At 62.3% G+C, this 13,885-nt stretch carries 13 protein-coding genes and 1 riboswitch; of the genes, 7 read left to right on the top strand and 6 right to left on the bottom strand.

Annotated elements, in window-relative coordinates; genetic code table 11:
* Positions 1 to 13: 13 nt before the first annotated feature.
* The gene (locus HBO09_RS06685) at positions 14 to 469 is read right to left on the bottom strand and encodes a DMT family transporter (protein ID WP_169996508.1); all 456 of its coding nucleotides are present in this window, start codon (positions 467 to 469) and stop codon (positions 14 to 16) included.
* A gap of 4 nt (positions 470 to 473) precedes the next feature.
* A complete protein-coding gene (locus HBO09_RS06680; protein WP_169996510.1) occupies positions 474 to 950 on the bottom strand; it encodes a DMT family transporter in 477 nt (158 codons plus the stop codon).
* Between the two features lie 116 nt (positions 951 to 1,066).
* Between HBO09_RS06680 and HBO09_RS06675 the strand changes: the two genes are divergently transcribed.
* On the top strand, positions 1,067 to 1,999 hold the full coding sequence (locus HBO09_RS06675; RefSeq protein ID WP_169996512.1) for a LysR family transcriptional regulator: 933 nt from the start codon (positions 1,067 to 1,069) through the stop codon (positions 1,997 to 1,999).
* Between the two features lies 1 nt (position 2,000).
* Here the strand turns inward: HBO09_RS06675 and HBO09_RS06670 are convergent, their stop codons facing one another.
* Positions 2,001 to 3,320 (bottom strand): Nramp family divalent metal transporter, encoded by a 1,320-nt coding sequence (locus HBO09_RS06670; RefSeq protein WP_169996514.1) that lies wholly within the window; start codon positions 3,318 to 3,320, stop codon positions 2,001 to 2,003.
* Positions 3,321 to 3,433: 113 nt separating this feature from the next.
* Positions 3,434 to 5,008, bottom strand: coding sequence for a DUF726 domain-containing protein (locus tag HBO09_RS06665; RefSeq protein WP_169996516.1), 1,575 nt, complete (start codon positions 5,006 to 5,008; stop codon positions 3,434 to 3,436).
* 181 nt (positions 5,009 to 5,189) lie between these two features.
* Between HBO09_RS06665 and HBO09_RS06660 the strand changes: the two genes are divergently transcribed.
* A complete protein-coding gene (locus HBO09_RS06660) occupies positions 5,190 to 6,998 on the top strand; it encodes a monovalent cation:proton antiporter-2 (CPA2) family protein (RefSeq protein WP_169996518.1) in 1,809 nt (602 codons plus the stop codon).
* A gap of 73 nt (positions 6,999 to 7,071) precedes the next feature.
* Positions 7,072 to 7,656 carry a hypothetical protein gene (locus tag HBO09_RS06655; protein WP_169996520.1) on the top strand — a complete coding sequence of 195 codons (585 nt, stop codon included), beginning with the start codon at positions 7,072 to 7,074 and terminating at the stop codon, positions 7,654 to 7,656.
* 150 nt (positions 7,657 to 7,806) lie between these two features.
* On the opposite strand, the gene cobF is transcribed toward HBO09_RS06655, so the two are convergent.
* Positions 7,807 to 8,562 (bottom strand): precorrin-6A synthase (deacetylating), encoded by a 756-nt coding sequence (gene cobF / locus HBO09_RS06650; protein ID WP_169996522.1) that lies wholly within the window; start codon positions 8,560 to 8,562, stop codon positions 7,807 to 7,809.
* 47 nt (positions 8,563 to 8,609) lie between these two features.
* On the bottom strand, positions 8,610 to 9,161 hold the full coding sequence (locus tag HBO09_RS06645; RefSeq protein WP_169996561.1) for a histidine phosphatase family protein: 552 nt from the start codon (positions 9,159 to 9,161) through the stop codon (positions 8,610 to 8,612).
* 102 nt (positions 9,162 to 9,263) lie between these two features.
* Positions 9,264 to 9,469, top strand: a riboswitch (cobalamin riboswitch).
* A 91-nt stretch (positions 9,470 to 9,560) separates the two neighbouring features.
* Here HBO09_RS06645 and HBO09_RS06640 point away from each other — a divergent pair.
* From HBO09_RS06640 to dkgB, 4 genes are all read left to right on the top strand, one after another.
* The gene (locus tag HBO09_RS06640; protein WP_169996524.1) at positions 9,561 to 11,501 is read left to right on the top strand and encodes a TonB-dependent receptor; all 1,941 of its coding nucleotides are present in this window, start codon (positions 9,561 to 9,563) and stop codon (positions 11,499 to 11,501) included.
* A complete protein-coding gene (locus HBO09_RS06635; protein WP_169996526.1) occupies positions 11,501 to 11,860 on the top strand; it encodes a (2Fe-2S) ferredoxin domain-containing protein in 360 nt (119 codons plus the stop codon). The genes HBO09_RS06640 and HBO09_RS06635 overlap by 1 nt, the downstream gene beginning before the upstream one ends.
* The gene (locus HBO09_RS06630) at positions 11,857 to 12,771 is read left to right on the top strand and encodes an ABC transporter substrate-binding protein (protein ID WP_169996528.1); all 915 of its coding nucleotides are present in this window, start codon (positions 11,857 to 11,859) and stop codon (positions 12,769 to 12,771) included. Before HBO09_RS06635 ends, HBO09_RS06630 begins: the two co-directional genes overlap by 4 nt.
* 310 nt (positions 12,772 to 13,081) lie before the next feature.
* Positions 13,082 to 13,885, top strand: coding sequence for a 2,5-didehydrogluconate reductase DkgB (gene dkgB / locus HBO09_RS06625; RefSeq protein WP_169996530.1), 804 nt, complete (start codon positions 13,082 to 13,084; stop codon positions 13,883 to 13,885).

Here is a 13,885-nt window from a genome sequence, read left to right as displayed (position 1 = left end):
GCGCCATTCGCCGTTAATCAACCTGGCGCGTACTGCTGCGATACATGAATACCAAGGCCAACGCCAGACACGCCATTGCCAGCACCCGGCTGGCAGACAGTTCGATGGCGGTGTTGCCCATCCAGCCGAAGTTATCGATCAGCATGCCCATGGCCAGTTGGCCGACGATCACCGCCACCGTCGCCACCGCCGTGCCCACGATCGGTACCGCACCGACCATCACCATCATGTACACCACGCCAAACAACGCCCCGGTCAATTGCCACTTGGGCACCTCGAGCAGGCTCACGGCCTGGGCCGGTTCGAAGAACAGAATCAACAGGCCGGTCACCAGCGTGCCTACCGCAAACGTCACCAGGCTGCTGCGCAGCACGCCGACAGTTTGCCCCAGGCGCCCATTGATCGCCGCTTGCACACTCAACACCGCGCCGGCGGCAACCACCAGCACCAACAATAGAATCAGATTCATCGCCTTAACCCCGCGCAATCAAAACAAGAGCCACCACAATCAACAGCAGGGCCATCCAGCGTTCACCGTTGACCCGCTTGCGGGCGGTGCCAAACCAGCCAAAGTGGTCGATCAGCACGCTCTTGCCGACCTGGCCGGAGAGGATCGCAATCATGGTCATGGCAATCCCGATATGGGGCGTGGCCAGGGTCAGCACCACCACATACATCGGCCCAAGAAAGCCCCCGATCAGTTGCCAGCGCGGCAGTTCGTTGAGGGCCGGACCTTTTTGCGGGCCGCTGAACAGCAGCAGCAACAGGAGGATTGCCGTGCCCACCCCGAAGATGCTCAAGGTGGCCCATAGGTGCCCTACCTGGGCGCCCAGGGGTCCCAACAGGCCGGCTTCCACCGACAGGCCCATGCCCGCCAGGATCACCAGCGGCAACAGCAGCAGGCCTAGTCGGTGCTTGGGGCGCGCGGCCTCGAGCGAAGAAGTTTGCATACACCACCTACAGGTCAGAGAAGAACAATGGCGCGCATTATCCGGTGGCCCTGCTGTGCGATAAATGGGAGCATGCCGACAACACTTTTGCGCAACACGCACAGAATGGAGTGACCATGCAGGGCTTCAACGAGTTGAGTTTCAAGGCGCTGCGCCTGTTTGTGGCGGTGCTGGATCACGGCAGTTTCTCTGAAGTCGCACGCCGCGAGGGCTTGGCGCCCTCCTCCATTTCCCGGCAGATCCAGTTGATGGAACAGGCCCTGAGCCAGCAATTGCTCTACCGGCACACCCGTGCGGTCAGCCCCACGGAAGCCGGGCGTTTGCTCGGGCATCATGCGCGCCTGATGCTGCAACAACTGGAAGAGGCCGGGCAGGCCCTGCAAGAACAGGAAAGCGAACCCAGCGGCCTGGTGCGGATCAATGCGCCCATGGTGTTCGGCCAGCGGCACCTGTCGCCCTGGCTGGCCGAGTTGTGCCAGCGTTATCCCAAGCTGCAACTGGATATCCAGCAGACCGACACCTACGTCGACCCCCTACAGGAAGGCGCCGACCTGCTGTTCCGTATCGGTGTGCTCAACGATTCCGGGATGCAGGCGCGCATTTTTGCGCCCCAGCGCTACCGGATCGCCGCCAGCCCCGAGTACCTGGCGCGCTGCGGCACGCCGCGCCATCCCGATGAGCTGCTCAACCACCAGTGCCTGGCGTACAAGGGCGTGAACGGCCAGCAACGTTGGTTCTTTCGCCGCGAACAGGGCGACTGGACGCCCTACACGGTCAAGGGCCCGATCACCGGCAACCACGCCGACACCCTGGCACGCGCCGCCGAACAAGGCCTGGGGTTCGTGGTGTTTCCTTCCTGGCTGATCGGCGACAGCCTGCGCGACGGGCGTTTGCAGGCGGTACTGAGCGATTACGAAGTGGCAACCACCCTAGAGCCGCAGCAGATTGCCGCCCTGTGGCCCGGCAGCCGGCGGTTGTCGGTGAAGGTACGCACGGTCATCGACTTCTTTGTCGAGCGCTTCGGCAGCGTGCCCTACTGGGACCGCTGAATCAGAACAGCCACTGGCCGATCAGCCAGGCGTTGGCGCCGCTGATCACGCTGAACAGGCTCCAGGCCAGGATCCGGGTGGGCAGGCGATTGACGAACGGTCCCATCAATTGTCGGTCGCCGGTCATGCGGATCAGCGGGTACAGGGCAAAGGGCAACTGCAGGCTGAGTACCACCTGGCTGAGGATCAGCAACTTGCCAATGGCATCGTCACCCATCAACCACACCCCGAGGAACGCCGGGATCAGCGCCAGGCCACGGGTGATCAGGCGGCGTTGCCAGCAGGGAATCCGCAGGTTGAGGTAGCCCTCCATGATCACCTGGCCGGCGATGGTGCCGGTGAAGGTCGAGCTTTGCCCGGACGCCAGCAAGGCAATGCCGAACAGGATACTGGCGAAGGCGCCGCCCACCAGCGGGTCCAGCAAGAGGTAGGCGTCCTGGATTTCGACCACCTCGGTATGGCCGGTCTGGTGGAACGCCGCAGCCGCCAGCACCAGGATCGCGGCGTTGACCAGCAGGGCCAGGGCCAGGGAGCCGATGGTGTCGATACGCGCCAGCTTGACCGCGTCCTGGCGGCTGGCCAGGTCCTTGCCGAACAGGCGGGTTTGCACAATCGAGGTGTGCAGGTACAGGTTATGGGGCATCACGGTGGCCCCGAGGATGCCGATGGCCAGGTACAGCGGCGCGGCGTCACTGATCGCCGAGAGGGACGGCGTGAAACCGCGCATGACGTCCGGCCAATAAGGCTTGATCAACACCAGTTCGACGAAAAAACACACGCCGATGGTCGCCACCAGCGCCAGCATGATCGCTTCCAGGCGCCGGAAGCCACGGTTTTGCAGGGCCAGGATCAGCAGCGTGTCAAAGGCGGTGATGACAATGCCGGTGGTCAGCGACACCCCCAGCAGCAGGTGGAACGCCAGGGCGCAGCCAAGGACCTCGGCCAGGTCGGTGGCGATGATCGAGATTTCCGCCAGCACCCATTGGGTGCGCGCCGAACGCTGGCTGTAGCGTTCGCGGCACAACTGCGCCAGATCCTTGCCGGTGGCGATGCCCAGCCGCGAACACAGGCACTGCACCGCCATCCCCGCCAGGCTGGCGAGCAACACCACAAACAGCAAGTTGTAGCCGTAGCGCGACCCGGCCTCGATGGCCGTGGCCCAGTTGCCGGGGTCCATGTAGCCGATGGAAATCAACAGGCCGGGACCGGCAAACTGCAGCACCCGTTTGAAAAACGGCGCACGGGGATCGACGGGGATGGTGCCCGCCACTTCCGGTGGGCAGAACGGTGCGGTGGCAATTTTCGGCAGGCTGAATTTCACGTTGGGTACCAGGCAAATATAGGAGTATCGGTGTTACCAGTGGCGAGGGGGCTTGTCCCCCGTTGGGCTGCGCAGCAGCCCCAAAACCTGCTATCTCGGTCTATCTGAAAAATCTAGGTGAGGCTTACTGGGGCTGCTGCGCAGCCCAACGGGACACAAGCCCCCTCGCCACGGAGATCAAGCGCCTCGACCACCTGCATCACCAGGTCCATTTCCTGATTCAGCGCTTCGCGCTCCATACGCTGGCGAATCACCCCCAGCACCAGCACCGCCAGGGTAGTGATGGAATACGCCGGCCCCGAAAACGCCCGCACCCCGCTCACCAGCAGCATAGCCGCCGCCAGCGCCTGCCCCACCACCGGAATCGCCGTGGCCGCACCGCGCCGCACAATAAACCCGGTCAACCCGGCCAGCGCCGTACCGCTCAAGGCGGTAGTAGCCGAACGGCCGACGTCGAATCGGTGGAAAAACCCCTGCTCCTTTTGCGCCGCTGCCCGGAGTTCGGCCTCGAACACCGCGCGGTCTGCCAGGCTGAGTTTGTCTTTGTACTGCTCGATCAGCGTTTCGGCGACCCGCTCTTCCAGGGTCACCAGGGCCACGCTGTCGATGGGCTGGTCAAACTTCAGACCAACGCGCAGGGCCACATCCTGGGCCAACTGGCGATAACTCACACCGTGTCCACGGGCCAGGTTCATAAAGCTGTCACCGCCCATGCGCTGTAACTCGATCGCCAACTTCAGTGGATCGCGCACCTCGCCATCGATGGTCGCACTGCGCTTGGCGGCCATCAGTTCGGCGAGAAACTGCAACTCTGGCGCCCGGGCCTGACGCAGCACCGGCAACAGGTCCACGTCTTCCTCGGCAAAGCGCACCTCGGCACTGCGCTGGTCCGCACGGATCATGCCGCGGCGCTCGTGCAGCAAATCGGTGTACTGCACCACGGTCTTCAACTGCGGCCAGTAGGCGGCATGGTCGAAGGTGACCAGATGCACATTGGTCACTTTGCCCTTGAGGGACGGGGTCAGGGGAATGGCGTAACGGCCAATGCAGCGCTCGGCATCCGGCTTGAGCGCCAGGGCCCAGTCCTTGCTGGAATGACAGTTGATCACCCGCCCCTTGAGCGGCGCCGAGACCTGCTCCCAGGGGCTGGAGGTGCAAATCGCGCCGCCCATCAACAACAGGTGATTGAGCGGCAGCTCCCGGGCCAGCTCCGGGTTGGCCAGCAGGCTCTTGACCAGTAGACGAGCGCCCAGGGAATGGCCGATCAGGTTGATCTGGCGCACCTCGATGGATTCGGCATGCAGGTAGTTGGCCAGCTCCGTCAACAGCGTCCTGGCCACTTCGTCCACCCGCGCCTCGACACTTTTGTAGTGATCGAGAAAATAGCCCACCGCCTTGCCCAGGCCCACGGTTGCCGCGCCTAGGGTGCCGCCGCCGAGCATCGAGGCAATGATGTCCTTGAAGGGGGCGAACAGGTTTTCCAGGAAATGCCCGGCCGGCCAGAACAGCATCAGGTTGGTCGAGCCTTCGATCCCCGCCAGTTGCGCCTGGAAACTGGCCAACTGTTGCTGGTTGAAAAACGCGGAATAACCATGGACATAGAGATTGAGCACCTGCCCCTGGGGCTCGCCGCACAGCACGAACGAGGGCTTGCGGGTGCGGTGCATTTCATCCCACTGATGTTGCATGAGGCGCTGGCTCTTGGTGACGGCGGAGGGCGATAGTAACAGCGTGGATGGCTGTCGACAGCAACCTACTGATGACCGAGCCACCCGCTGGCCATGGTTTAGTAAAAATTCAGATTCAAAATCGCCAAACCGCGTTCTAATAGCGCCCTATCGATTCGCCTCAAAGATCCTGGAGTAAGCGATGCCCCATGAAGGCAACCTGTTACAAGCGGCCGTGGTGTTCCTGTTGGCCGCAGTACTCACCGTGCCCCTGGCCAAGCACCTGAAACTTGGTGCGGTGCTGGGCTATCTGTTCGCCGGTGTGATCATCGGCCCTTCGGTACTGGGGTTGATAGGCAACCCGCAAAGCGTCGCGCAGTTCTCCGAGCTGGGCGTGGTGTTGTTGCTGTTCATCATCGGCCTGGAACTGTCGCCCAAACGCCTGTGGGTGATGCGCAAGGCAGTGTTCGGCGTGGGTCTGGCGCAAGTGTTGTTGACTGCCATGGTGATGGGCGCAGTGGCGCTCTGGGCATTTGGCCAGTCATGGAACAGTGCGATTGTGCTGGGTCTGGGCCTGGCGCTGTCCTCCACCGCCTTCGGCTTGCAAAGCCTGGCCGAACGCAAGGAACTGAACAGCCCCCACGGACGCCTGGCCTTTGCGATCCTGCTGTTCCAGGACATCGCGGCGATCCCACTGATTGCCATGGTGCCGCTGCTGGCCGGCAGCGACCACACCACCACCGCCGCCCAGGACCTGAACCACGGTTTGCAGGTATTGGGCAGCATCGCCGTGGTGATCATCGGCGGTCGCTACCTGCTGCGCCCGGTGTTTCGCATCGTCGCCAAGACCGGCCTGCGCGAAGTGTCCACCGCCACCGCGCTGCTGGTGGTGATCGGCACGGCCTGGCTGATGGAACTGGTGGGGGTGTCCATGGCCCTCGGCGCGTTCCTCGCCGGCTTGCTGCTGGCCGACTCCGAATACCGCCACGAGCTGGAATCGCAAATCGAGCCGTTCAAAGGCCTGTTGCTGGGGCTGTTCTTTATCAGCGTGGGCATGGGCGCCAATATCGGCCTGTTGTTCAGCACGCCCTTTGTGGTGCTGGGGCTGACCCTGCTGTTGATCGCTATCAAGTTGCCGCTGCTGTACGCGGTCGGGCAGATGGTCGGCGAACTCAACCGCGAGAGCGCCGTACGCCTGGGTGTGGTGCTGGCGGCCGGTGGTGAGTTTGCCTTCGTGGTGTTCAAGATCGGTCGCGACCAGGGCCTGTTTGCTCCGCACCTGTACGACGTACTGGTGCTGACCATCACCCTGTCCATGGCCCTTACCCCGCTGCTGTTACTGCTGTGTCCCAAGCTGTTTCGGTCCAAAGCCAAGCCGGTGCACGTGCCGGAAGAATACCGCGCCATCGAGAGCGACGCGCCCCGGGTGGTGATCGCGGGCATGGGCCGTATGGGCCAGATCGTGGCGCGGATCCTGCGGGCCCAGAACATCTCGTTTATCGCCCTCGACACCTCGGTGGAAACCATCGAGCTGACCCGCAGTTTCGGCGGCATGCCGGTGTTTTACGGTGATCCCCAGCGCCCGGAAATCCTGCACGCGGCGAAAGTCGACCAGGCCGAGTACTTCGTGATCGCCATGGATGATCCGGAAATCAACATCAAGACCGCCGAACTGGTGCGCAACCTCTACCCGCACATGAAAATCATCGCCCGCGCCCGTAACCGCCAGCACGTGCATCGCTTGGTGGACCTGGACGCGTCACCGGTGCGCGAAACTTTCTACTCCAGCCTGGAAATGAGCCGCCGCACCTTGGTCGGCCTGGGCCTGAGCGAGGCCCAGGCCGATGCGCGGATCAACCGCTTCAAGCATCACGACCTGCAACTGCTGACCGCCCAGCACGCGGTGTATGACGATGCAGCCAAGGTGATGCAGTCGGCCCAGGAATCCCGTGCCGAACTGGCACGGTTGTTTGAAATGGACCGCCTTGAGGAGGAGTCCGGGAAGGTTTGAGGATGGACCTGAACGAAATTGCGAATTTTCTGACAGAATATGCCGCAATTTCGTTCATCCATTGGAAGACCTCATGCTCAGCCTCAGCAAAACCGCCGCCCGCCTGGCCCTGGCGCTGACCGTCAGCCTGGGCGCCAGCCCGCTGTTCGCGGCCGCCAAGCCGGCCGCAGCGCCGCCGGATGACTTCCAGATCGTCTCGACCCTGGACGGCAAGTTCACCTTCACCTTGCCCAAGGGCTACGTCGCCGACGCCTTGCCCGCCGGCGTACAGGCCCAAGGCACCGCGGGATCCAACGGCACGATGTATATCAATCAGGCGTCAAAAAGCGTGGTGGTCGTGGCCCAGACCTTGCGCAACGACGGCATCGACCTGAAGGACGACGAACCGCTGTTTCTCGATGGCGCAGCTGAAGGTTTCCTCAAGGGCGTAGGCACCAGCCTGCCGGACTACAAGAAACTGGCGCAGAAGACACTGCTGATCAAAGGCGTGGGCCTGCGCCAGATTGATGGCACGGCCAGCATGGGCGGCGGCAAGACCTTGAACTCGACCTTCCTCGCCGGCTCTGGCAACCGGTCGCTGGTGATCCAGGCCATTTCCCGGGCAGACGATGTGAAGGGGCATGAGTTGCTGGTAAGGCAGATCACCAGCGGCAAATAACCCCGCCAGGTCAAACAACAAACATCCAATGTGGGAGCGGGCTTGCTCGCGAAAGCGGTGTGTCAGTCAATACATCGACTGACTGATCCGCCGCTTTCGCGAGCAAGCCCGCTCCCACATTTTTTGATTGCATTCCAACAGCCAGAACGCCTAAGGCTTGCGCAGCAGGTAGGTATCCATGATCCAGCCATTGGCCTGGCGCGCCGCCTTGCGCACGCGCTCGATTTCCCCGGCCACTTCAGCCACCTTGCCGCTGATCAGGATTTCATCCGGGGTGCCCAGGTAAGCGCCCCAGTAGATGTCCATCTGCTGATCCGCGCTCCGGTAAGAGTCCTCGGCATCCAGCATCACCACCAGCGTATCGGCATCACTGGCCTGCCCCGCCGCAAGCCGGCGCCCGGTGGTGATCTCGATGGAACGGCCAATGCGGTTCAGTGGCACCTTATGCTGGGCCGCCAGGGCCTGGACGCTGGTAATCCCAGGGATGACCTCGAACTCAAACGCGCAGCTGCCACTGGCCAGGATCGCCTGCAGGATACGGATCGTACTGTCGTACAACGCCGGATCGCCCCAAGCCAGGAAAGCACCCACTTCACCGTCGGCCATGTGTTCGTTGATCATCCGCTCGAATGTCTGCTGCTTGTCGCGGTTCAGATCCTGCACCGCCGTGGTGTAGTCGATCTCGCCGCGCACACGCTCGGGGCAGTCGGCTTCGACAAAGCGGTAGGCATGCCCGGCGTCGATATAGGTCTGGCAGATTTCCCGGCGCAGGTCGATCAGCTTGTCCTTGCTCTGGCCCTTGTCCATCAGGAAAAACACGTCGGTGCGGTTAAGCGCTTTCACCGCCTGCATCGTGATGTAGTCGGGGTTGCCGGCGCCAATGCCGATGATCAGGATTTTTTTCATGGGGGTGTTCTCTGTGCGGGGCCGGGATTTTGCCATGTTCGCGCCGATCAGGTCTTGTGCGTTTCCAGGCGCAGACGCCAGACGTTGTTGAAGTGCAGTTCGGTGGACGACAGCGGCTCCACATCAATCAGGTAAAACATAGCGATGGGTGCTTGCATGACATGAAGCAAAGCGGCACGAATCACCGATGGGTGCGTCACCGCCAGCACATGGCCGGGCTGCGCTGTGAGGTTTTCCAGCCACTGGCTGACGCGCTCGCACAACTGCAGCACTGACTCGCCACAATGAGGCGCGCTGGCGCTGTCGGTGAGCCAGGTCGTCAGTTCGTCGCGGTCGATGTCATTGATATCCAGGCCGCGCCAATGACCGACATCCATGTCGCGCAACCCATCATCAATCGTTGCGTGCTCACCGAACAGCGTCGCCGTTTGCCGGGCCCTGGTCTCAGGACCGCACAACAGGCGTGGCGCCTTTTTGAAACGTGCAGCCAGACTCAAGGGCGACGGCGGCGTTTCCAGGGCTTCATCAAGGGCGAAATGCCCACGCTTTTGCGCGCGGGTCGCACCATGGCAAATCAGCGTCAATCGGGTGCTCTGCATGGACGTGCGGCTCTGGTGATCAAGCGAAGCCGCCATATTACAACGATCCAGACACACCGGTTCGACCACTAGAGAAGTTGACCAACGGTCGCTGGAATGTTCAGATGCCGCCCTGTTTCAGGTGCCTCATGCCGCCGTGCATGGGGTGAAACGGGAAACCGGTACGCTCGATCGAGCAAGTCCGGTGCTGCCCCCGCAACGGTATTCGCGTGACCCCTTCGACACACCACTGTGGCTAGAGCGCCATGGGAAGGTGAAGGGTTCGATACGCGAGAGCCCGGAGACCGGCCTGGAATTTCTGTTTGGCAAAATCCTGCGGTGGGCGGGCATGGGCCGGTATTGGCGTGTGCTCGATACCTTCTCCTGCATGCTTCTGCGAAGATACTTTTCGAGAAGACTATGATTTTTCAACGTTACGTCACTTCTGGCCCAAGCTTGCTGTTGGGTTGTCTGTTCAGTCCCCTGCTACTGGCTGGCAACAGCGCCCTGGAGCTCAAGGCGCAGACCGTTTCCGCACCGTCGGTGGAATCCACCACCGTGGCCGACATGGCCCAATACGGCAGCAAAGTCGAGATCGTCACCCGCGAACAGATCGAACGCGCCGGCCCCAGTGCCGATATCACGCGGGCAATGCAGATGTTCATCCCCGGCTTCTACGTCGCGCCAAAAAACGGCCCGTTCGACTACGGCACCTATTCCCTGCTGGGCGGGCGCAATGACGACACCCTGATCCTGCTCGACGGCGTACGCCTGAACAACCGCCTGTACGGTGGCCTGTACCTGGATACCTTGCCGGCCAATGCAGTGGAACGCATCGAAGTGCTCAAAGGCGGCCAGAGCCTGCTGTTCGGCACCCAAGCGGTGGCGGGAGTCATCAACATTGTCACGCGCAGCCCGCAGACCCGTGACGTATCCGGCGAAACCAACCTGGGCGTCGATACCTTTGGCGGCACCACCGGCGACGCCCGGGCCGAGCGAATTTTCAGCAATGGCCTGGGCGACCTGGGCTTGCTGGCCTATGTCAGCCATAACGTGTCCGAGGGCTACCAGCCGTTTCGCAACCGCGACATGAGCAACGTCACCGACAAGAAACGGTCCTACGAAGTCACCACACTCGGCGCCAAGGCCATCCAGTCCTTGGGCGATGACTCGCGCCTGGAGCTGTTTTACCAGTACACCGACGCCAACCTGGACTTCGCCGGCGCCACCAATAACCGCAAGACCACCAACGACCGTGTGCAGCAGATTGCCACGGCGACCTTCGAACAGAGCATCAACGAGCGGCTGAGCTACTTCGTCAAGGGCCATATCAACGACTGGGATACCCGCTACTCACGGATCAACAACACCGCCAACGGCGGCACCGTGGTGCGCAATCACAACGACTACTGGGGCTTTACCGACTGGGGCGTGCAGGCCGAAGGCAAGGCCGAGCTTGCGGGCGGCCATGTGCTGGTATTCGGTTCCGACAACCAGTGGTTCAAGGGCCAGGACGACGTGCTGGTCATCGACAATAACAAGGCCGAAGCCCACGCCGTGTACACCCAGTTGCGCCCGCAGATCGACGCCCTGCCCGACTGGCACCCGAGCCTCGGCGTGCGCCACGAAACCATGAGCGGCGGCGACAGCGCCACGGTCGGCATGCTCACCTCGCTCTACGACCTCAACGCCAACTGGGCCCTGCGCGGCCAGTACGGTACGGCGTACAAGCTGCCCAATGCCGAGCAACTGTTCGTCAACGAACCCGGCGACGAGCTCGGCAACCGCAACCTCAAGCCGGAGAAAAGCCGCAACGCCGAGCTGGGCCTGGACTACAAGGGCCTTCTGGCCGACCGCGAGTTCAGCGCCAGCGTGACCCTGTTCAAGCGTAAGATCACCGACCTGATCACCCTCGACGACACCCAGTGGGTCAACGGCCAGGGCCAGATCCAGGTGCGCGGCTTCGAAGCCGATGCCAAGTGGGCGCTCAACGAGCAGTGGAGCCTGCAGGCGGACATGACCCGCAACCTGACCGAGTCGCGCACCGGGGTGACCATCAATGATGTGCCGAGCTTCTTCGCCCGCTCGCGAGTGGGGTTCGAAGCACAGAATCGACTGTGGGGCGCCGGCGCGGCCATCCGCTATATCCACGATGTGATCAGCTCGAAAAGAGTCGAATACGGCCACTATTCGGTGGTGGACGCCGACGCCTATCGTTACCTCGACAACGCCCACCAGCACCGCGTGAGCCTGCTGGTAGAAAACCTGTTCGACCGCGACTACGTCACCAGCCGCTCCAGCAATGTCGACAACCTGGGCCGACCGTTCACCTCTGAGGTGCGTTACACGTATCGCTTCTGATGACTGAAATCAGCCAAATCGACGGGGTGGACACCCACCCCGACTGGTCCCATATCCCTGAGCATGCCCGCCATGTGCTGCTGTGTACCGGCCCGCGCTGCACCCAGCGGGGCGCCTTGCAACTATGGAAAACCCTGCGTCGGCGTCTCTTGGAGCAGCAGCGCATCGAAGTGCCCGGCGGCGTATTGCTGACGCGCACTCATTGCCAGTTCCCGTGCAACCTGGGGCCGGTGCTCACGGTCTACCCGGAGCGCTGCTGGTATGGGGTGCGCAGCAAGGCCGATGCCCTGCGCCTGGTGGATGTGCATCTGGTGGGCGGTGAAGTGGTCGAAGAACTGTTGATCCGGGAGCGCCCATGAAACGCCTGGGAGGGTTGGCCATCGCCCTACTGTGCAGTGCGTCGGCCCTGGCGGACGGCTATCGCAATTGCCAGCAGGATTGGCGGCTGCCCCATACGCCGCCGTCGCGCATCGTCGCCCTGAACCAGCACGCCGCCGATATGCTGCTGGCCCTGGGCGCCGGCCCGGCACTGGTGGGTGTGGCGTACCTGGATGACAACGGCGCCGCGCATCAGCAGGGTAAGTACTTGGGTGTACCGGTCATTGCCCCGCGCTACCCAGCCAGCGAGGTGCTATATGGGCAACGACCGGATTTGGTGGTGGGCGGTTTTGCCACGGCCTTTGGCAACGGCATCACCTCGCGTACCGGGCTGGCCGGCAATGGTGTGGGCTCGTATCTGCTGGAGTCGGCCTGTGCCGGGCGCTCCCTGGACTACTTCGGGCATATTCGCACCGACCTGCTGACCCTGGGCAACCTGCTGCACAAACCGCAGCGGGCCCGCGAACTGATTGGCACTTTGGACGCCGACCTGGCCAGCGCCCAGGCACTGGCCAAGCCGGCAAAACCCTTGTCGGTGTTTTATCTCGACAGTGAAGTCAACGGCCTGGACAGCGAGGGTCGGCAAGGTTTCGTCACCGCCCTGCTGGCTGCGGCCGGTGCTCGTAACCTGTTGGCCGGGATCAATCAATACCGGGTCACGGTCAGCAGCGAGACGTTATTGATGAGCGACCCGGACGTGATTCTGCTGGCCGATGCCGTATGGTCCCCGGCCAGCCGCAAACGCCAGTTGCTGACCCGCGACCCGGTGCTGTCGCGCCTGCGGGCGGTGCGGGAAAACCGCATGCTCGATATCCCGTTTACCCACCTGGTGCCCAATGTCGGCAGCGGCAAAGTGGTGCTGGACCTGGCCCGCCAACTCAAAGCTCTGTAGAAACCTACAGTTGTGGCGAGGGGGCTTGTCCCCCGCTGGGCTGCGTAGCAGCCCCAAAACCAACCACCTCGGCGTATCTGGCAGAACGTGGTGAGGCTGTTGGGGCGGCTTTGCCGCCCAGCGCGGGGCAAGCCCGCTCGCCACAAGAAAGGCCAGTGGTGGGTAGCCTCTGTCCCCTGCAAGCTCGCCTTATCAGCACAATGGGACTCATGATTTCTGGTCAAGAGTGATTTGAACAAACGTGGGTGTTTGCGCTGGCGCATGCGACAGATACTCAACGCCATTGTTCTTGCCACTACAGGAGTCACTCATGTCTATCCCCCCATTCGGTCTTGGCACTTTCCGCCTGCAAGGCCAGGTGGTCATTGATTCGGTCAGTACCGGCCTGGACTTGGGCTACCGGGCCATTGATACCGCACAGATCTATGAGAACGAGGCCGATGTCGGCCAAGCGATCGCCGACAAGGGTATCCCCCGTGATGAATTGTTTATTACCAGCAAGATCTGGATCACCAATTTTGCCGAAGGCCAGTTGATACCCAGCCTCAAGGAAAGCCTGCGCAAGCTCAAGACCGACTATCTGGACCTGACCCTGATCCATTGGCCATCACCGCAAAACCAGGTGCCCGTCGCTGAGTTCATGGGGCAGTTGCTGGAAGCCAAACGCCTGGGCCTGACTCGGCAGATCGGTGTTTCCAACTTCACCGTAGCGCTGATGAAAGAAGCCATCGCCGCCGTCGGTGCCGAGAACATCGCCACCAACCAGATCGAACTGCACCCGTACTTGCAAAACCGCGCCGTGGTGGATTTCGCCACGCGCCACGGTATCCAGATTACTTCGTACATGACCCTGGCCTACGGCGGCGTGCTCAAAGACCCGCTGATCCAGGCGATTGCCCAGCGCAACCAGGCAACGCCCGCCCAGGTCACCCTGGCCTGGGCCATGCAATCGGGGTATGCGGTGATCCCGTCCTCGACCCAACGCACCAACCTGCAGAGCAACCTCAAGGCCGTGCAACTGTCCTTGAGTGAAGCCGATATGGCGCAGATCAAAGGCCTTGAACGCGGCCATCGCCTGACCAGCCCCAAAGGCATTGCGCCGCAGTGGGACTGA

It is taken from the genome of Pseudomonas sp. WS 5027 (assembly GCF_012985695.1).
Classification (GTDB): Bacteria; Pseudomonadota; Gammaproteobacteria; order Pseudomonadales; family Pseudomonadaceae; genus Aquipseudomonas; species Aquipseudomonas hygromyciniae.
This window is presented reverse-complemented; position numbering and strand designations above follow the sequence as displayed.